Here is a 17,075-nt window from a genome sequence, read left to right on the forward strand (position 1 = left end):
ATGCACACGGTCGTGGGATCGATTCCTACGACGAAGCGTTCGACAAGGCCCTCCAGGTCTTTCGTGCTCGGGCTGCCGGCTTTCGCTTCCTCGAGATGCGGCCGGGCGAGCGGGCCGTTGCGGCAGGAGCTCGCGTACGTCGCCGATCAAGAGGAAGGATGGGCCTCCGGGTAGGAGATCGAGGTAAGGTCTGGCAACGGCGCTGGCCGAGATTTTGGGTTGGATGCGCTCTACGGCGGACGCCAGGGGGAGAAATACTGCAATTGCGGCGGACCAGCTACGTCCGCGCAAAGGACATTGCGCTGGCGCAACTGCGGCCCCCGGCCGGCTTCAATAAGAAAGCATCACACCAGAATTGGGAGTGCATTGGGCATGAAGACAACAGAGAAGACTTATCCCATCCTTGAAGCCCTCCTGGATGTTTTCGGTAACTGGCTGAGGCATCGCCGTGAAATCCGTGAGTTGCATCAACTCTACTGTGGCACGAAATCGCGCCCGATCTGCGCGTCACGGCTGCAGACCTCGATGCGTGGTCAAGGACTCTTGCGGCTGACGAATTGCCCCGGTTACTGAAGATTCTCGGCATCGCCAACGAGGATGTCTCGATCGAAGCCGGCAGCGCTGTGCGACGAGCGGGTCTGCACCCAATGCGACGGGAAGGTTGAGTGCAACAACGATGTCGAGATCAGGGTGGCTACCAGAGATTACGAAGACTACTGCCTCAACGCTCTAACGATGCAAGCGCTCGGCAGCAGCCTGGAGGGCCACCGGTCCTGAACGAGCGGCATCTCGCCCGTAGATTCTACCGTGCGTAAGTCCCGCTAAGCGATGACACCGAATTTCACCGTGTCGCGGTCTCTCGCATCCTCCAGCCATTAGCAAGGAGATCGCCGATGCTTCCGCCCGCACTCTACACCACCCAGCCTTCCATGACGCGCTCCGCGCCCTCGCCGTCCGCTGCGTTCGGCGGCTGGTCGGCCAGCCGGCGCTCGTGGCCAGCGAATTCGCAAGCGGCAAGGACGAGGAGATCTTCGGCGAGGGCCCACCGCATCGCGGCCGAGGCGATCCTCGACACCACGGTGCGCCTGGTAAACCGGCGAGCCCGGACAAGGCGGCCAATACAGACATTCAGGTCGCGCGCAAGCTCTGGACCCTGACGGCCGGCGAGCTGAAGCACGCGGAGGACCACATGCTGTGCTCGGCCGCAAGAACGCCATGGAGGGTCGCGACCTTCCTGCTCGAGACGGACACCCCGCACCGCGGCCGCCCGCCTGATGGCCGTCCGAGTGCCGCCTTGACATCGGCGACTATCTCGGCCTCATCCTGGAGACGGTCTCGCGAGCCCTGTCAGAGCTTCACGCCGAAGGCCTTCTCGGCTTCTCCGGAGCGCGCCAGATCGTGCTCCGCAATCGCCAGCATTTGCCGGACATGGATGTCGGACTCCCGCCACGCCGCCGGTCCGTTCAGTTGCGCCGCCTTCGATTGGGAACAACGCCCCCCATGCGGTGACACAACCTGCCGTCATAACAAACCTGGTCAACCCTCTATCAACGACGACAGGGATGCTCTCCCATTCACTGGAAGTCGGCCGCACCTCGTGCGGAAGGCTACCGCTTTACCGCTCAGCCGGCGCCTCTTGCGGCGGCTCGTCGTCGGCAATCGCCCGCCACGCTGCGCCGTCGCAGTCGTCATACTGACCACTCCGAAGCGACCAGAGGAAGGCGACGAGGCCTGCACCTCCGAGTGCCAGCGCCAGCGGGACTAGGATCACCAGGAATTCCATCACGCAATCTCCCGCGACGCGCTACGCGCTCGCAGCGAATTCAGCATGACCAGGATCGACGAGCCGCTCATCGCGGCTGCTGCGATCAGGGGCGTCACGACGCCGCTGATCGCGATCGGCACCGCCAAGACATTATAAGCGATCGCGAGCCAGAGGTTTTGCCGCATCAAATGCAGCGCCTTGCGCGCGGAATCGATGGCCGCGACGACCGGCGCCAGCGGCCGGCCGAGGAAGACGAGATCGGCGGTCGCCTGGCTGAGATGGGCGGCCGAGATCGGCGACATCGAGACGTGAGCGGCCGCCAGCGAGGGCGCATCGTTCATGCCGTCACCGACCATCAGCACCTTGGCGCCGCGCTGTTTTAACTCCTCGATCCGCGCGATCTTGTCGGCCGGCGTGACGCCGGTGCGCCACTCGGGAATGCCGAGAGCATGGGCCGCCGCCTTCACCGCCGGCTCGCGGTCGCCGGAGAGAATTTCGACGCCGATGTTGCGCGCCTTCAGCGCCGCGATCACGATTTTCGCGTCGGGGCGCAGACCCTGACGCACCGAGAGGATGATCTTTTCGCTCTCCTTGCTGAAGGCCACGATGGAGGCTTCCGAATCGAGATCGGCGCTGGCGCCTATCAGCGCCTCGACGCCGCAGAAGGACGGGCGACCAAGGCGGATCTCGATGCCGTCGATCGTTGCCCGCACGCCCTGCCCGGCCTCCTCGACCGCGCCGACGATCGGCGATCTGGCACCCGCGGCCTGCGCGACCGCAGCAGCCACCGGATGATGGCTCGACAGCGCAAGCCGGCCGGCGAGCTCAAGGATGTCGGCGGGTATGTCGGCCGCATTCGTCACTTCGAGCTCCGGCAGCGTCAGCGTTCCGGTCTTGTCGAAGATGACATGATCGGCTTCGGCCAAACGCTCGATCGCATCGCCTGAATTGAGCAGCACGCCGGATTTGAACATCGCGCCCGAGGCCACCGTCTGCACGGTGGGGATCGCAAGCCCGAGCGCGCAGGGACAGGTGATGATCAGCACGGCAACGCCCGTCACGATCGCATCATGCCAGCCTGCACCGGCGATGACCCAGCCGAGAATGGTGAGGAGTGCGGTCGCATGCACCACCGGCGCATAGAGCCGCGATGCGCGATCGGCGAGCCGCATATAGCGCGAGCGGGCCTGGAGCGCGTTGTCCAAGAGCCGCGTGATCTCGGCGAGCAGCGTCGCCTCGGAGGCCGCCGAGACCCGCACCCGCAGCGTGCCGGAGATGTTCATCGATCCCGCATAGACCGGCGTGCCACTCTCGGCGGTGACATAGAGCGTCTCGCCGGTGATCAGGCTCTGGTCGATCTCGGAACGTCCCTCGATCACGGCGCCGTCGACCGCGCAACGCTCGCCGGGCCGGAGCAGCACGATGTCGCCGGGATGGATCGCAGCGACTGGCACTTGTGAAATCTCGTCAGACCCGACGAACTTGGCCGCCGTCTCCGCCTTCAGCGCGGCGAGATTGCCCGCGACCGCGCGGGTCCGCCGCCGCATGTTCTGGTCGAGGAAGCGGCCGACCAGCAGGAAAGTGAGCAGCATGATCGCCGCGTCGAAATAGGCATGCTCGGCGTGGTGGATGGTCTCGACCACGGACATGCCGAGCGCCAAGGTCACGCCGATCGAGATCGGGACGTCCATGTTCGTCGTCTTCGCCGACAGCGCGCGCCAGGCCGAGCGGAAGAACGGCTGGCCGGCATAGGCCGCCGCCGGCAATGCGATCAGCGCCGACAGCCAGTGAAAGAAGTCGCGCTGCTCGGGCAGCATGTCCGAGACGTTGCCCGACCACACCGGGATCGACAGCATCATCACGTTCATGGTGGCGAACGCGGCGACGCCGAGGCAGCGCAGCAGGAAACGCGATTCCGCGACCTCGCTCGCTTCCGCGCTCTCGGTCTCGTAAGGGTACGCCTTGTAGCCGAGCTCCTCGAGGCGATCGATGAAACGAGACGGATCGAGCGTGCCCTGCTTCCATTCCAGCGCGACGCGGCGGTCGGTGAGGTTCACGCGCGCCAGTGTGACGTCGGGAATGGCGGACAACCCACGCTCGATCTTGGCCATGCAGCCGGCGCAGTGAACGCCCTCGACCGCGAGATCAATGTGCCGGAGGCCTGCGCCCGCGGCGCGGACGTAGTGGGAGAAATCGCGTGTCACCTGCATGGCGAAACCCTCAGTTCAGGATCACGCGATTACGCGACAGGAACACGCGCTCGCCCCGCGCCTCGCCCTCGATCACCAGGTCCCACTGGCCCGGCGCGACGGCCGCGGCGTTGCCGCGATAGATGCCGATGCCGGCTTCGGCGAGTCCGACCGCCAGATCGGCGCGTTTGTCGGTCGGCCGTTCGAGACGGCCGCCGAACTTCAATCCGGTCATCGGCTGGCCCGCCGCGTCGCGTGCGTCGACCTGGAGCGTGGCACCGCCATCAGTGCGGCGCTCGATATGGGCGTTGACCTGCCATTTGCGCGCGGCCTGGTCCTGTGCTGCCGAAATCTCCCGGTCGTAGGTGAGGCCCGCCGCATACGGACTGTCGACGTCGGTGCCGGGCAGCGTTGCGATCGCGAGCTTCGCCATGGTCACGTTGACCCCGATCACGACGCCGAAGAAGGCGACCAGTATCAGGAAGACTTTTGTTCCGGTCAGCGGCTTGGATGCGGATGCCATGGCTGTCTCCTGGTCTTAAGGCGAGACGAAATTGTCGGTTGCGGACGCGACCTCGCCGAGGCCGATGTCCGTGACGTGGAAGCGGACCGGGATCGACTTCTCCGGATTGACGTCCGCGGGCGCGGTGACGAGCAGCCGCAGCTCGCTGGTGGAGTCGCGGGGGATCACGATCATCGGCCGGTCTGGCGTCACAGAGTCGACGCCGACGACGTGAACCGTCAAATTGACCGGGCCGTTGGCGTCGATCGCGATGACACGATCGTAGCCGCTCTTGTTCAAGAGCCGAACGGTATAGGCGTTGCGGATCGAGCCGTCGCTGAGCCTGACCGCGACCGGATTGCGGTCGTGCAGCACGTTGACGTCGAGCAGGCTGCGCGTCGCCAGCGTGTAGAGCATGAAGCCGCCAACGGCCGCGATGATCGCGCTGTAGACAACGGTGCGGGGACGGACGATGCGATAGATCGGCGCCTTGCCGTCCTGGCGACGCTGGATGTTGATGTCGTTGTCGTAACTGATCAGGCGGGTCGGCCGGCCGATCTTGGTCATCACATTGTCGCAGGCGTCGATGCAAAGGCCGCACTGGATGCATTCGAGCTGCGGTCCGTTGCGGATGTCGATGCCGGTCGGGCAGACCGCGACGCATTGATAGCAGTCGACGCAATCGCCGGCTGGCTGCCCGAGCGCGCGCAGCTCGATCGCCTTCTTCACCGAGGTGCGCTTCTCGCCGCGGTCGTAGCGGTAGGTGACGTTGAGCGCCCATTCGTCGGTGAGCGCCGCCTGGATTCGCGGCCACGGGCACATATAGGTGCAGACCTGCTCGCGCATGAAGCCGGCGAGTACATAGGTCGTCGCGGTGAGGATGCCGATCCAGACATAGGCGATCATCGGCGCCTGGAAGGTGACGAGCTCCTTCACCAGCGTCGGCGCATCGTTGAAGTAGAGCACCCAGGCGCGGCCGGTCCACCAGGCAATCAGGAGCCAGATCGCATGCTTGCGCACGATCTCGGAGATGCGCTCGAGCTTCATCGGATCGGACGACTTGTCCTTCTTCATCCGCTCGCGCCGGTCGCCTTCGATCAGGCGCTCGACGGCGTAGAACAGGTCGGTCCAGACGGTCTGCGGACAGAGATAGCCGCACCAGATGCGGCCGCCGACCGAGTTCATCAGGAACAGCGCCACCGCGGCCACGATCAACAGGCCGGTGAAGTAGTAGACCTCCTGCGGCCACAGCTCGATGAAGAAGAAATAGAAGCGGCTGTTGGGGAGATCGATCAGCACGGCCTGGCTGGGCGCACCGAGGCCGCGGTTCCAGCGCACGAAAGGCAGGAAGTAGTAGACGCCGAGGCAAAACGACATCAGGCCCCATTTGATCCGGCGGAAGGTGCCGGAGACACTCTGGGGATACACCTTCTTATGGGCTGCGTAGAGCGGCCCGTAGCCGTCGTTCGATGTGAGTTCGTTCGGGTTCACGGTCTTGTTCATCGCCTGGAACGTCTCGAGATGTGCGATTAAACCTAGGCCCGGCGCCCCCGCGTCAGTTGATCCAGCGCAAACGGGGGCGCTCTTGTTCGCCCCCGCCGGAAGCAAGATCGGCTATTTTCCACCGCCCAACGAATGGACATAGACCGCCATCGCCTTGATGGTGGCAGGGTCGAGCCGTCCCTCCCAGGCCGGCATGACGCCGGCGCGGCCATTGCTGATGGTCTCGATCACGATCGCCTCGTCCGAGCCATAGAGCCAGATCTTGTCGGTCAGGTTGGGCGCTCCGAGCTCCGGGTTACCCTTGCCGCCATCGCCATGGCAGGCGACGCAATTGTCGACAAAGATCTTCTCGCCCTTGGCGGCGTCATAGCCCTTCCGGGTCGGGAGGCCCGACAGAGAGCGCACGTAGTTCGCGACCGTGACGATCTCGTCCGGCTTCAGCACGCCATCCTTGCCGAAGGCGAGCATCTGGCCCTCATGCGTCTTGGCATGGCCGGAGCGCGCGCCGAACTGGATGGTCTGCATGATCTGGTCGGGCGTGCCACCCCACAGCCAGTCGTCGTCGTTCAGGTTCGGAAAGCCCTTGGCGCCGGCGCCGCCTGAGCCGTGGCACGGCGCGCAATTGTCGCCGAACACGGTCTTGCCCTTGGCGCGCGCGAGCGCCAGCAGCGCCGGGTCCTTCTCGATGTCGGCGAGCGAGGCCGCGCCCAGCGCCACCATCTTGTCGCCGCGGATCTTCTCGAGATTGGCGAGCTCGACCGCGACGTCGGCGCGCGAGGAGTACCCCATCACGCCGCGCGTGTTGCTGGAGATCAGCGGCCAGGCCGGATAGACGATCCAGTAACCGATCGCCCAGACGATGGTGAGGTAGAACGTAATCACCCACCAGCGCGGCAGCGGCGTGTTGAGCTCCTTGATGCCGTCCCACTCATGCCCGGTCGTGGACCTGCCGGTGACGGAATCGATGTCGCTATGATGATCGGTCATGATCTCTCACTCCTCCCGCAACGGCAGGCGCGCCGCCTGGTCGAACGCAGCCTTGTTGCGGGGCCAAAATGCATAGGCAATGATCGCGAGAAAGATCGCGATGAAGACCGGCGTCCAGATCGTGGTCACGAGACCGGACGCAAGGTTGTCGAGTGTCAGGATGGCTTTCATCGGTGATGCCTTCTCAGCGAAGATTGGCTTTCTCGTTGTAGATCTTGAAGTCGACCAGCGTGCCGAGCATTTGCAGGTACGCGATCAGCGCATCCATCTCGGTCGGGGTGCCGGTCTTGCCGTCGAAATTGCGCACCACGGCCTTGGCGTAGCGCTTGCCGAAGGCATCGGTGCCGGCATTGTCCGGGTCGGCCTGAGCCTTCAAATCGGCGCCGGCGTTGGCGATCTGGTCGTCGGTGTATGGAACGCCGACGGTCTTCAGCGTACGCATGTGGTCTGCGATCGTATCCGGATCGACCTCGGTTGCGCTGAGGAACGGATAGCCCGGCATCACCGATTGCGGCACGATCGCGCGCGGGTTGGTCAGATGGGTGACGTGCCAGTCGTCGGAATATTTGGCGCCGACGCGGGCGAGGTCCGGACCGGTGCGCTTCGAGCCCCACTGGAACGGGTGGTCGAACATGCTCTCGGCGGCGAGCGAGAAGTGACCGTAGCGCTCGACCTCGTCGCGCAACGGGCGGATCATCTGCGAATGGCAGAGATAGCAGCCTTCGCGGACGTAGACGTTGCGCCCGGCGAGCTCCAGCGGCGTGTAGGGCCGCACTCCATCGACTGCCTCGATCGTGCTCTTGAGGTAGAACAGCGGCGTGATCTCGACAAGACCGCCGATTGCGATCACCAGCAGAATGCCGACGATCAGGATGATCGAGTTCTTTTCGAAGGCTTGGTGGCGTATCCAGAACGACATGGAGAACTCCTCATTCCGCCGGCTGAAGAGCGACTGGTATCTGGATTTCCTGTTCGCCGACGCGAACGGTCATCCAGAGATTGAAGGCCATGATCAGCGCACCGATCAGGAACAGCCCGCCGCCGGCGGCGCGGATGATGTAGAAGGGATGCATCGCCTCGACGGTCTCGATGAAGGAATATTCGAGGAAGCCGAGCGAGGTGTAGGCGCGCCACATCAGGCCCTGGAGGATGCCGGACACCCACATCGCCGAGATGTAGAGGACGATGCCCAGCGTCGCGATCCAGAAGTGCCAGTTGACGAGCTTGAGGCTGTAGAGGCCCTTGCGATTCCAGGCCCACGGCACCAGGCAGTAGAGCGCGCCGAAGGAGACGAAACCGACCCAGCCGAGCGCGCCGGAGTGCACGTGGCCGATGGTCCAATCGGTGTAGTGGCTGAGTGAGTTGACCACCTTGATCGACATCATCGGACCTTCGAAGGTCGACATGCCGTAGAAGGCGACGGAGACGACGAGCATGCGCAGCACGGGATCGGTGCGCAGCTTGTCCCAGGCGCCCGACAGCGTCATCAGGCCGTTGATCATGCCGCCCCAGGACGGCATCCACAGCATGATCGAGAAGGTCATGCCGAGCGTCTGGGTCCAGTCCGGCAGCGCGGTGTAGTGCAGATGGTGCGGGCCGGCCCAGATGTAGAGGAAGATCAGAGCCCAGAAGTGGATGATCGAGAGACGGTAGGAGTAGATCGGCCGCTCGGCGCGCTTCGGGATGAAGTAGTACATGATGGCGAGGAAGCCGGCGGTCAGGAAGAAGCCGACCGCGTTGTGGCCGTACCACCACTGGAACATGGCATCCTGGATGCCGCCCCAGGCGACGTAGGATTTTGAGCCGAACACCGAGACGGGAAGCGCGGGATTGTTGCCGAGATGCAGCACCGCGATCGTCACGATGAAGGCGAGATAGAACCAGTTCGCGACGAAGATGTGCGGTTCCTTGCGCTTGATGATCGTGCCGAGGAACACGAGCAGATAGGTCACCCAGACGATGGTCAGCCAGATGTCCGCATACCATTCCGGCTCGGCATATTCCTTGGACTGGGTGACGCCGAGCAGATAACCGGTGCCGGCGATCAGGATAAAGAAGTTGTAGCCGACGACCACGAACCAGGGCGCGAGATCGCCGGCGAGGCGCACGCGGCAGGTCTTCTGCACGACGTAGAAGGACGTCGCGATCAGCACATTGCCGCCGAAGGCGAAGATCACGGCGGAGGTATGCAGCGGCCGCAACCGGCCAAAACTGGTCCAGGGCAGATCGAAGTTCAGCGCGGGCCACGCCAGCTGCGAGGCGATGATGAGGCCGACAAGGAAGCCCGCGATGCCCCAGAACATCGCCATGAAGGAGGAGAACTTGATCGGCCCCATATTGTAGTTGGGGCGGCCGTTGATCTCCGCCGGCGGTAGCTCTGCCGGCCGATCGAAGTAGCGGTTGATGATGCAGAACACCGCGGTCAGGCTCGCGGCCGCGCTGAGCGCCGCGTGGAAGGCGAAGGGCGCGTCGAGCGCCTTGGCCGAGGCGATCACGCAGAGAAAGGCGGTGACCGCGAACACGAGCGCCAGGCCGCTTTCGCCTGTTGTCATGGATTTGGAGAGGGAGGGCTGGTGCATCGCGGAGTCTCTCTGAAAGAACACATCGCCAGAAACCACATTCACCCTCGCGGTGAATTGATTGAAATCAACAGAAGTGGATTTCCGTTGACGTGAAACCGATGCGGATCAGGATTAGTATCAACTGCTTGCGCACAGCACGGCGCACACGGCGAGGCATTGCCTCCGTTGAAATCACGGAGCTTGAAATCGCGGGAATCAAGGCAGACTCGTCAGTCGCGCGCGGTGACCTTGAGCGCCGCGATGACGTCCTCGCGGGCGATGATGCCGACTAGCTTCTGTGCGCCGTCGAGTACGATGATGCTCCTGATGCGATGCTCGACCATGATCTGGAGCACGCGGGTCAGTCTTGTGTCGGGACTGACATAGATGAACTCGGGTGTCATGACGTCGCCGATCTTGCGGCTGATCAGGTCGGGATAGCGCGGCAGCATCTGGCTCGGCGTAAAGGCGAAGCACTTCAGGATGTCGAATTTGGTGACGATGCCGACCACCTGCCCGTCATCCTCGACTGGATAGGAGTTGAAATCGTCGCGCTCGAACATCTCGCTGAGTTCGAGCAGGTCGAGATCGCGCTGAGCCGTCCGTACGTTGCGTGTCATGTAGGCGCCGACGGTCTGCTCAAGGAACTTGTACACGGCGCATCCTCTTCGATTCGTTTTGTGTTCGCCGGCCGTCAGTGCGACAGTAACACGCAGCGGGCCGATTGCGTCACCAGATGCTGCGTGGCGCCGCCGAGGATCAGCTCGCGGAAGCGCGAATGACCGTAGGCGCCGGCGACGATCAAGCCGGCGCCGATGTTATCGGCGATCTTCTCTAATTGCGCGGCGGCGGTTTGGTTTCTCGCGGCTTCCGGGATGCGCGCGGTCGCAGCGAGGCGGTGGCGAGCGAGCCATGCGGCAACGTCCGTGACGCGCGCCATCGCGGCCGAGCCGTCGTCAGCGTCTTCCGGAAGCTCGACGATGGTTATGTCCTTCGCCTTGCGCAGCCTCGGCAATGCATCGACAACCGCCCGCCGTGCCTCGGGCGTGTCCTTCCAGATTATGAGCACGCTACGCAGATCGAGCCAGTTGACTCCGTCGGCTACCATCAGGAGCGGCCGGCAAGCCTGCATTACCGGATCCTTCGGGCTTGCAAGCGAAAAGGCATCGGAGAAAGCCGGGCTATATCCGCCGCTGACGGCGATGTCGGCGCACCGCACCTGCGCCAGGACAAACCGCCTGGGCAAATCCAGGGCGCTGCGCCATTCCGAGTGTCCGCCGCGAGTCCGCGTCGCGGCGCGGAATTGCGCCTCCAGCTCGGCAAGGCGTTCCTGACGGAAGCCTGCTCCCGATCAATCAGCCCTAGGGCCTCGGCGCCATCTGCGAAATAGAGCGGCGGAGCGAACTGCGCCGCGGCAACGCCGACAATGGCCGCCTCGAACCGCTCGGCGAGTTCGCCCGCGACCTGAAGACGCGCCTCGTTGGGCTGATCGAACGCCAGGCTGACCATCACGGTCGCATATGTCATCGGGAGCCTCCGGGCAGTAAGTTGCTGTGGAAATCTAGCCGCGCCGACGCAAGGCAGGATGAGGTAGATCAATTTTCGGCGCCTAGTTGCGAGAAATCCGCCAATCAGACATCCGAACTTGCCTCCGGTCCGGCCTTGGGCGAAATTGCCGCCACGGGACCCCGCCGCGGGAGAATGGGAGCAATAGCTTGTCGCCGAGCCGCGTAACGCATCCGCCAGATGACGCTCGCGGCGAGCATTTCCGGGTTCGGATCGAGGGATTCGGCGTCGGGACCTGGGACCTCGATCTTACGACGCACGAGCTGGAGTGGTCGGAGACCGCCAGGACGCTGCTCGGCATCGCGCGGGATCAACCGGCAGCCTATGACCTCTTTTTGTCACGCCTCGCGCCCGGGGATCGCGCGCGCATGGAGAGCGCGATCGAGCATGTCGTCGACCACGGCGGCGGCTTCGACGTATCCTTTAGAGTTGCCAATGCCTCAGGCCTGGGGCGCTGGATTCGCGCCCGGGCGGGACTCATTCGGGACGAGGCCGGCGCCGCCCGCCATCTCAGCGGCATCTTTCTCGATGTCGACGAGGAAAAGCAGGTCGAGGAGGCGCTGCGCACGCGCGAAACCCACCTCCGTTCGATCCTCCAGACCATTCCCGATGCCATGATCGTCATCGACGGCCACGGCATCATCCAGCTGTTCAGCACGGCGGCCGAGCGCCTGTTCGGCTGGTCCGAGCACGAGGCGATCGGCCAGAACGTCAGCATCCTGATGCCGGAGCCGGACCGCTCCCGTCATGACGGCTACATCGCGCGCTACCGCGGCACGAACGATCCGCACATCATCGGCATCGGCCGCATCGTCACCGGCAAGCGCCGCGACGGAACGACCTTTCCGATGCACCTGTCGATCGGCGAAATGCAGTCGGGCGACGAGCCGTATTTCACCGGCTTCGTCCGCGACCTCACCGAGCATCAGCAGACCCAGGCGCGGCTCCAGGAATTGCAGACCGAGCTCGTCCATGTCTCGCGGCTGTCCGCGATGGGCGAAATGGCCTCCGCGCTCGCCCACGAGATCAACCAGCCGCTGGCGGCGATCAGCAATTACATGAAGGGCTCGCGGCGGCTGCTTTCAGGCAGCAATGATCCGAATATTGCCAAGATCGAAAGTGCCATGGATCGTGCCGCCGAGCAGGCCGTTCGGGCCGGCCAGATCATTCGACGACTGCGCGATTTCGTTGCCCGCGGCGAATCCGAGAAGCGGGTCGAAAGCCTGTCCAAGCTGATCGAGGAAGCCGGCGCGCTCGGACTTGCCGGCGCGCGCGAGCAGAACGTGCAGCTCCGCTTCAATCTCGATCCGGATGCCGATCTCGTGCTCGCCGACCGGGTGCAGATCCAGCAGGTGCTGGTCAATCTGTTCCGCAACGCGCTGGAAGCGATGGCGCAGTCGCCGCGGCGCGAGCTCGTCGTCACCAACACCCGTGTCGGCGATGAGATGATCGAGGTGAAGGTGTCCGACACCGGCTCCGGCTTCCAGGACGACGTCATTCCAAACCTGTTCCAGACCTTCTTCACCACCAAGGAAACCGGCATGGGCGTCGGATTGTCCATCAGCCGCTCGATCATCGAGGCTCACGGCGGCCGCATGGTCGCCGAGAGCAACGCATCAAGCGGCGCGACATTCCGCTTCACCTTGCCGGCAGCCGATGAGAACTGATTCATGACGACCAAGGGACATGTCTACGTCATCGACGACGACGAAGCGATGCGGGACTCGCTGAACTTCCTGCTGGAGTCCTGCGGCTTCGGCGTCACCCTATTCGACAATGCGCAAGGCTTCCTCGGCGCCCTGCCCGGCCTCGCCTTCGGCTGCGTAGTTTCGGACATCCGCATGCCGGGCGTTGACGGAATCGAGCTTCTGAAACGCCTGAAGGCGCAGCACAGTCCGTTTCCGATCCTGATCATGACCGGTCACGGCGACGTGCCGCTCGCGGTCGAAGCGATGAAGCTCGGCGCCGTCGACTTCCTCGAAAAACCGTTCGAGGACGACCGCCTCACCACCATGATCGAATCCGCGATCCGCCAGGCCGAGCCCGCGGCCAAGAGCGAGGCCATCGCTCAGGATATCACCGCCCGCGTCGCCTCCTTGAGCCCGCGCGAGCGCCAGGTCATGGAGGGGCTGATCGCGGGCCTCTCCAATAAGTTGATCGCCCGCGAATACGACATCAGCCCGCGCACGATCGAGGTGTACCGGGCCAATGTGATGACCAAGATGCAGGCCAACAGCCTCTCGGAACTGGTGCGGCTGGCGATGCGCGCCGGCATGCTCAAGGATTGAGACAAATCGGATTGAGGCAGGTCAAGGCACTTGTGCGGGCCTGTGATAGCCACGCAGGCATGATCGAGATCGGCTCGCCCCATCAGCGGCCCCCAGGCGCATCGGCAAAGCCCACCGTCTACGTGGTCGACGACGATGCCGCAGTGCTGGGATCCCTGCGCTTCCTGCTGGAAACCGACGGCTTTGCTGTGCGGACCTTCAGGAGCGCCCCGGCGCTGCTCAATGCGACGATCCCACCCGGCGCGGACTGCTACGTGATCGACTACAAGTTGCCTGACATCAATGGCATCGAGTTGGCCTGGCGGCTGCGCCAATCCGACGCCGACAGGCCCGTGATCCTGATCACCGGCTATCCCGACGGAAATATCTCGGTAAAGGCAGCGGCGGCAGGGATCAAGGACGTGATTTTGAAGCCGCTCCTCGATGAAAACCTGGTGAAATGCATCCGCCACGCCATCCAGGACAGGCGCGGCCACTGACCTGCGGGATTCTCCGTAGGTAAACCTCCTTAAGATATCGCTCGAAATTTCCGGATCGCGCGATCCCGCGTACCAATGCACCATCACAACCGAGATGGCGCAGATGCTGACCCAGACGCTCAAGACCCAGGCGATTAAGACCCAAATCGGCGGTAAAATCGCTCCAGCGCGTTCCGTTTCCGAACAGTTCGGCGCGATCGCCGGACATGCCGGCCTCGTTGCCACCGAGTTCTCCTATCGCAAGGACGAGGAGATCTACGGCGAGGACGAGCCCGCCGAATATGTCTATCAGGTCGTCTCCGGCGCGGTGCGCAGCTACAAGCTGCTCTCCGACGGCCGCCGTCAGATCGGCGCGTTCCATCTTCCCGGTGACGTGTTCGGCCTCGAACCCGGCCAGACGCATCGCCTTGCGGCCGAAGCGATTATCGCCACCGGCGCGCGCCTCGTGGAGCGAGCCAGCCTCGAAAGGTCCGCCAGCACCGACGTACAGGTCGCGCGCAAGCTCTGGGCCATGACGGCGGGCGAGCTGCGTCACGCCGAAGATCACATGTTGCTGCTGGGGCGCAAGACGGCGATGGAGCGTGTTGCAACCTTCCTGCTCGAAATGGATCGCCGCCTCGCCGTCGCCGGCATGATGGCACTGCCGATGTGTCGGCGCGATATCGGCGACTATCTCGGCCTCACGCTCGAGACCGTGTCGCGCGCGCTCTCGCAGCTTCACGCAAAGCGCATACTCGGCTTCTCCGGCGCCCGCCAGATCGTACTGCGCAACCGCCAGCGCCTGCACAATCTCGATGCCTGATCGCTTTCACCCGGCCGCGTTTCTCCTCCCCGACTTGGCCCGCCGAACGCATTTCGGCGGGCCTTTCTTGCCGCAATCAAGCCGCGGGCTGCGTTTCCGGCCAAGAGGATCAGAGTTGCCAAAACGTGTGCCAACTGCTGCGGCGGAGTTGAAGCCCAAAACGACCAAACCGGATTCCTATCTCGCACGTCCATTTCGGCGGCGGCACGCCGACGATCATGACGCCCGAGGCCTTCGCGTCGGCGCGCTCCGCTTCTCCTATTTCTTGCTGCCCGACGCCGAAATCGCCGTCGAGATTGATCCGCGTACCCCGACCGAGCCGATCGCGGAGGGTTTGGGCTACAGCGGAGTCAATCGCGCGAGCCTGGGGGTACAGAGCTCCGATCCTGTTGTGGAGTGCGCTATCGACCGCCTGCAGATTTTCGAGCAGACCGCCACGTGCGTTGAGCGCCTGCGACGGGCCGGCGTCGGCTGGCCCAACTTCGATCTTATCTACGGTCTGCCTCCCCTATCAAGATTGGGAGGCGCGCGAACTCGCTTTTGTGGTAGTCAACATCAGGACGCAAGCACTCGCCGCGATGGCACCCAGCGGCACGCCCGGTTGCCACTCGACTACATATATTGCGCGAGCAGATGGGCCCTTATCACGGTAGGGACTAAGAAGAGAGCGCGTGCGCCAAGGACTCGTTTTTCCTTCACCCGCGATGCGGGCTTTCGTAGAATGAATGAACAGGAGACCAAACCGGCGGTCGTGCGCGAGCTGGACGAAGAGTAAACTAACCTGACGTCACAACTGGCACTAAAGTATCTTCCATGCGCTGGAATAGAAGAGAATTGGCACAGCTGGAAAAGCTTTGGGCCGCGGGACAGAGTGCTGCGCAGATCGCGCGTCATCTCGAGTGCAGTCGCAACGCAGTTTGCGGCAGGCTCGCTCGGTTGGGCCTGACTCGAGGTCACAAGCCACCAACAGCAAAGCCCAAGATTAGACCCGCCCCGAAGCGAGGGCCGGCGGTGAAGGCGGCCGGTCGCGATTGCGTCGGAAAGAAGCTGTCGCAAAAGGCGCTAGATAGTCAGCCTCAGGAAATGAGCAAGCGGCAGCTTTACGCGATGCTAGCTGAGGCAGTCAGGAATACCGCGTAGAACTATCAGGCGCGCCGCGATCTCCCGGGCTATGCGCCGTACTTGGTCCATCCGGACGATTTGCTTGTTGATTTGCGCGCTTTGTGGCTATCCGATGAACAGTGGCGTCGAGAAGAACGTTCGCGGCGGAGGGCTCGATCGTAGGTCAAATCATCCAATCTCAAGAGGCTGGATGCACTGAATTAGAAGAAGAAAGCGTTCTGGTCCTTGAGCCTCGTTTTCGGCTATGCGTTTTCGGGGAAGCGCCCGGGCGCCGGTGTTTGGAAGATTCTGCGCACGCCGTGCCCGACGGAGTACACGAGCTCGGGTGAACTCCAATATCTGCTACCGACGTGTGGAGAGCTGGACTGGGACTGAGCACGCGGGAAATGATCGAGGTTCGTCCGTGCCCGGGGATGAGACCAGTGGCCGCCCCTCCGACGGAGATCGGCCCTTGTGGTTTAGACGGAGGCGCGAGTTTCCTCGCCGGCTTCGGATCGGCTTGAGCTGACGGCGGAGAGGGAACGGAAGGAGGTGAGGCGGTGAGTAACAGATTCGGCAACGAGTCGATTCGTGAGGTCAGCGCTGCAATTTGATCGGAAATTCGTTTTAACTCAGCCTGCTATGCAGTGATGCTGTGATTGAGCTCCGCTATCTCATCGCTCGCCTTCTGTTGTCCCGATAGAACTTCCGATAGGACCGCCCTGGCGTCGGGTGACAAGCTCAGCCTTGGAGCGACTTCACGGGCCGCCGAGCTCTCGAGATATTGTCGGTCAAAAATAGACTCGTGCAGTGCACAGACACACGAAGACGACCACCACCCACCATAGGCGCCTTGACGATCTGTGCAAAACCGGTGGCAAGTCTGAAGCGGCCGGCTGTTCATTGCATCGATCACTTCTCGCTCGCCTACCCGGCTCATTACTTTTTTCCATACCAACTCGAGAACACACTCACGCCAACAGCCGTGGTGCCGCGCGACGATCGACAATACACTTTCCGCGACTATTCCGATGGCTTGGCGTTAGCTCCTATGCGGCTTAGCGAGCCACGCGACGCTAGACTCGTCGCACGCGGGCCGCTCCTACATCATAGCGCGCGCACCAAGCACTGTTGTCGTGTTGATCGACGACGAGGCGTTTTTGGCACCGTTTTACGACGAGCATTCCCATAAGCATTTATTCGCCCCCGCCCGAATGCGAGCCAGCTTCAATTTCTTGGATCGTACCTTGATCTCCGCAGTTGATGCGAAGAAGACCAACTGTGTCGATGCCATTGCATGAAGGGAAAACTGTCGCCCAAATCGCAAACTCG

General features: G+C 63.2%; 15 protein-coding genes and 3 pseudogenes. 8 read left to right on the plus strand and 10 right to left on the minus strand.

What is annotated here, in order from left to right; translation table 11 throughout:
* Positions 1 to 988: 988 nt before the first annotated feature.
* Positions 989 to 1,434, plus strand: a pseudogene (locus tag IVA81_RS01540) (helix-turn-helix domain-containing protein); the annotation flags it as partial.
* 181 nt (positions 1,435 to 1,615) lie between these two features.
* On the opposite strand, the gene ccoS reads toward IVA81_RS01540, so the two are convergent.
* The 10 genes and pseudogenes from ccoS to IVA81_RS01590 all read right to left on the minus strand — a co-directional run bounded on the left by ccoS (position 1,616) and on the right by IVA81_RS01590 (position 11,034).
* Positions 1,616 to 1,783: a cbb3-type cytochrome oxidase assembly protein CcoS gene (ccoS, locus tag IVA81_RS01545; protein WP_247311341.1), complete on the minus strand. Its 168-nt coding sequence runs from the start codon at positions 1,781 to 1,783 to the stop codon at positions 1,616 to 1,618.
* Positions 1,783 to 3,975 (minus strand): cation-translocating P-type ATPase, encoded by a 2,193-nt coding sequence (locus IVA81_RS01550; protein WP_247311218.1) that lies wholly within the window; start codon positions 3,973 to 3,975, stop codon positions 1,783 to 1,785. The genes ccoS and IVA81_RS01550 overlap by 1 nt, the downstream gene beginning before the upstream one ends.
* Positions 3,976 to 3,985: 10 nt before the next feature.
* Complete coding sequence (locus IVA81_RS01555) at positions 3,986 to 4,477, minus strand: FixH family protein (protein WP_247311225.1); 492 nt, start codon at positions 4,475 to 4,477, stop codon at positions 3,986 to 3,988.
* 15 nt (positions 4,478 to 4,492) lie between these two features.
* Positions 4,493 to 5,959: a cytochrome c oxidase accessory protein CcoG gene (gene ccoG, locus IVA81_RS01560; RefSeq protein WP_247311228.1), complete on the minus strand. Its 1,467-nt coding sequence runs from the start codon at positions 5,957 to 5,959 to the stop codon at positions 4,493 to 4,495.
* Between the two features lie 111 nt (positions 5,960 to 6,070).
* Complete coding sequence (ccoP, locus tag IVA81_RS01565) at positions 6,071 to 6,946, minus strand: cytochrome-c oxidase, cbb3-type subunit III (RefSeq protein WP_247311231.1); 876 nt, start codon at positions 6,944 to 6,946, stop codon at positions 6,071 to 6,073.
* Positions 6,947 to 6,952: 6 nt separating this feature from the next.
* On the minus strand, positions 6,953 to 7,117 hold the full coding sequence (locus IVA81_RS01570) for a cbb3-type cytochrome c oxidase subunit 3 (RefSeq protein ID WP_247311234.1): 165 nt from the start codon (positions 7,115 to 7,117) through the stop codon (positions 6,953 to 6,955).
* Positions 7,118 to 7,130: 13 nt separating this feature from the next.
* Positions 7,131 to 7,865: a cytochrome-c oxidase, cbb3-type subunit II gene (gene ccoO / locus IVA81_RS01575; RefSeq protein ID WP_247311237.1), complete on the minus strand. Its 735-nt coding sequence runs from the start codon at positions 7,863 to 7,865 to the stop codon at positions 7,131 to 7,133.
* Between the two features lie 10 nt (positions 7,866 to 7,875).
* Entirely contained in the window at positions 7,876 to 9,525 is a 1,650-nt protein-coding gene (ccoN, locus tag IVA81_RS01580) for a cytochrome-c oxidase, cbb3-type subunit I (protein ID WP_247311238.1), read from the minus strand.
* 212 nt (positions 9,526 to 9,737) lie between these two features.
* Entirely contained in the window at positions 9,738 to 10,163 is a 426-nt protein-coding gene (locus tag IVA81_RS01585) for a CBS domain-containing protein (RefSeq protein ID WP_247311241.1), read from the minus strand.
* A gap of 38 nt (positions 10,164 to 10,201) precedes the next feature.
* Positions 10,202 to 11,034: pseudogene (locus tag IVA81_RS01590) on the minus strand (universal stress protein).
* A gap of 188 nt (positions 11,035 to 11,222) precedes the next feature.
* Here IVA81_RS01590 and fixL point away from each other — a divergent pair.
* The 7 genes and pseudogenes from fixL (at position 11,223) to IVA81_RS01625 (ending at position 17,044) form a co-directional block, all read left to right on the plus strand.
* Positions 11,223 to 12,740 carry a sensor protein FixL gene (gene fixL / locus IVA81_RS01595; RefSeq protein ID WP_247311244.1) on the plus strand — a complete coding sequence of 506 codons (1,518 nt, stop codon included), beginning with the start codon at positions 11,223 to 11,225 and terminating at the stop codon, positions 12,738 to 12,740.
* Between the two features lie 3 nt (positions 12,741 to 12,743).
* Positions 12,744 to 13,361 carry a response regulator FixJ gene (gene fixJ / locus IVA81_RS01600; protein ID WP_247311246.1) on the plus strand — a complete coding sequence of 206 codons (618 nt, stop codon included), beginning with the start codon at positions 12,744 to 12,746 and terminating at the stop codon, positions 13,359 to 13,361.
* Positions 13,362 to 13,420: 59 nt separating this feature from the next.
* A complete protein-coding gene (locus IVA81_RS01605; protein ID WP_247311249.1) occupies positions 13,421 to 13,840 on the plus strand; it encodes a response regulator in 420 nt (139 codons plus the stop codon).
* Between the two features lie 103 nt (positions 13,841 to 13,943).
* The gene (locus IVA81_RS01610; RefSeq protein WP_247311252.1) at positions 13,944 to 14,642 is read left to right on the plus strand and encodes a helix-turn-helix domain-containing protein; all 699 of its coding nucleotides are present in this window, start codon (positions 13,944 to 13,946) and stop codon (positions 14,640 to 14,642) included.
* A gap of 170 nt (positions 14,643 to 14,812) precedes the next feature.
* A pseudogene (locus tag IVA81_RS01615) lies at positions 14,813 to 15,147 on the plus strand (radical SAM protein); the annotation flags it as partial.
* A 308-nt stretch (positions 15,148 to 15,455) separates the two neighbouring features.
* Positions 15,456 to 15,782, plus strand: a complete 327-nt coding sequence (locus tag IVA81_RS01620) for a GcrA family cell cycle regulator (protein WP_247311255.1) — start codon at positions 15,456 to 15,458, stop codon at positions 15,780 to 15,782.
* 1,097 nt (positions 15,783 to 16,879) lie between these two features.
* Positions 16,880 to 17,044 (plus strand): hypothetical protein, encoded by a 165-nt coding sequence (locus tag IVA81_RS01625; protein WP_247311258.1) that lies wholly within the window; start codon positions 16,880 to 16,882, stop codon positions 17,042 to 17,044.
* Positions 17,045 to 17,075 lie beyond the last annotated feature (31 nt).

The organism is Bradyrhizobium sp. 141 (assembly GCF_023074055.1).
Lineage (GTDB): Bacteria > Pseudomonadota > Alphaproteobacteria > Rhizobiales > Xanthobacteraceae > Bradyrhizobium.

Excerpts from the sequence above, each read along its gene's own strand:
- ccoS (WP_247311341.1), bottom strand. The coding sequence starts at position 1,783 with ATGGAATTCCTGGTGATCCTAGTCCCGCTGGCGCTGGCACTCGGAGGT.
- IVA81_RS01610 (WP_247311252.1), top strand. The coding sequence starts at position 13,944 with ATGCTGACCCAGACGCTCAAGACCCAGGCGATTAAGACCCAAATCGGC.
- ccoN (WP_247311238.1), bottom strand. The coding sequence starts at position 9,525 with ATGCACCAGCCCTCCCTCTCCAAATCCATGACAACAGGCGAAAGCGGC.
- IVA81_RS01550 (WP_247311218.1), bottom strand. The coding sequence starts at position 3,975 with ATGCAGGTGACACGCGATTTCTCCCACTACGTCCGCGCCGCGGGCGCA.
- IVA81_RS01620 (WP_247311255.1), top strand. The coding sequence starts at position 15,456 with ATGCGCTGGAATAGAAGAGAATTGGCACAGCTGGAAAAGCTTTGGGCC.
- IVA81_RS01570 (WP_247311234.1), bottom strand. The coding sequence starts at position 7,117 with ATGAAAGCCATCCTGACACTCGACAACCTTGCGTCCGGTCTCGTGACC.
- fixJ (WP_247311246.1), top strand. The coding sequence starts at position 12,744 with ATGACGACCAAGGGACATGTCTACGTCATCGACGACGACGAAGCGATG.
- IVA81_RS01605 (WP_247311249.1), top strand. The coding sequence starts at position 13,421 with ATGATCGAGATCGGCTCGCCCCATCAGCGGCCCCCAGGCGCATCGGCA.
- ccoO (WP_247311237.1), bottom strand. The coding sequence starts at position 7,865 with ATGTCGTTCTGGATACGCCACCAAGCCTTCGAAAAGAACTCGATCATC.
- ccoP (WP_247311231.1), bottom strand. The coding sequence starts at position 6,946 with ATGACCGATCATCATAGCGACATCGATTCCGTCACCGGCAGGTCCACG.
- IVA81_RS01555 (WP_247311225.1), bottom strand. The coding sequence starts at position 4,477 with ATGGCATCCGCATCCAAGCCGCTGACCGGAACAAAAGTCTTCCTGATA.
- ccoG (WP_247311228.1), bottom strand. The coding sequence starts at position 5,959 with ATGAACAAGACCGTGAACCCGAACGAACTCACATCGAACGACGGCTAC.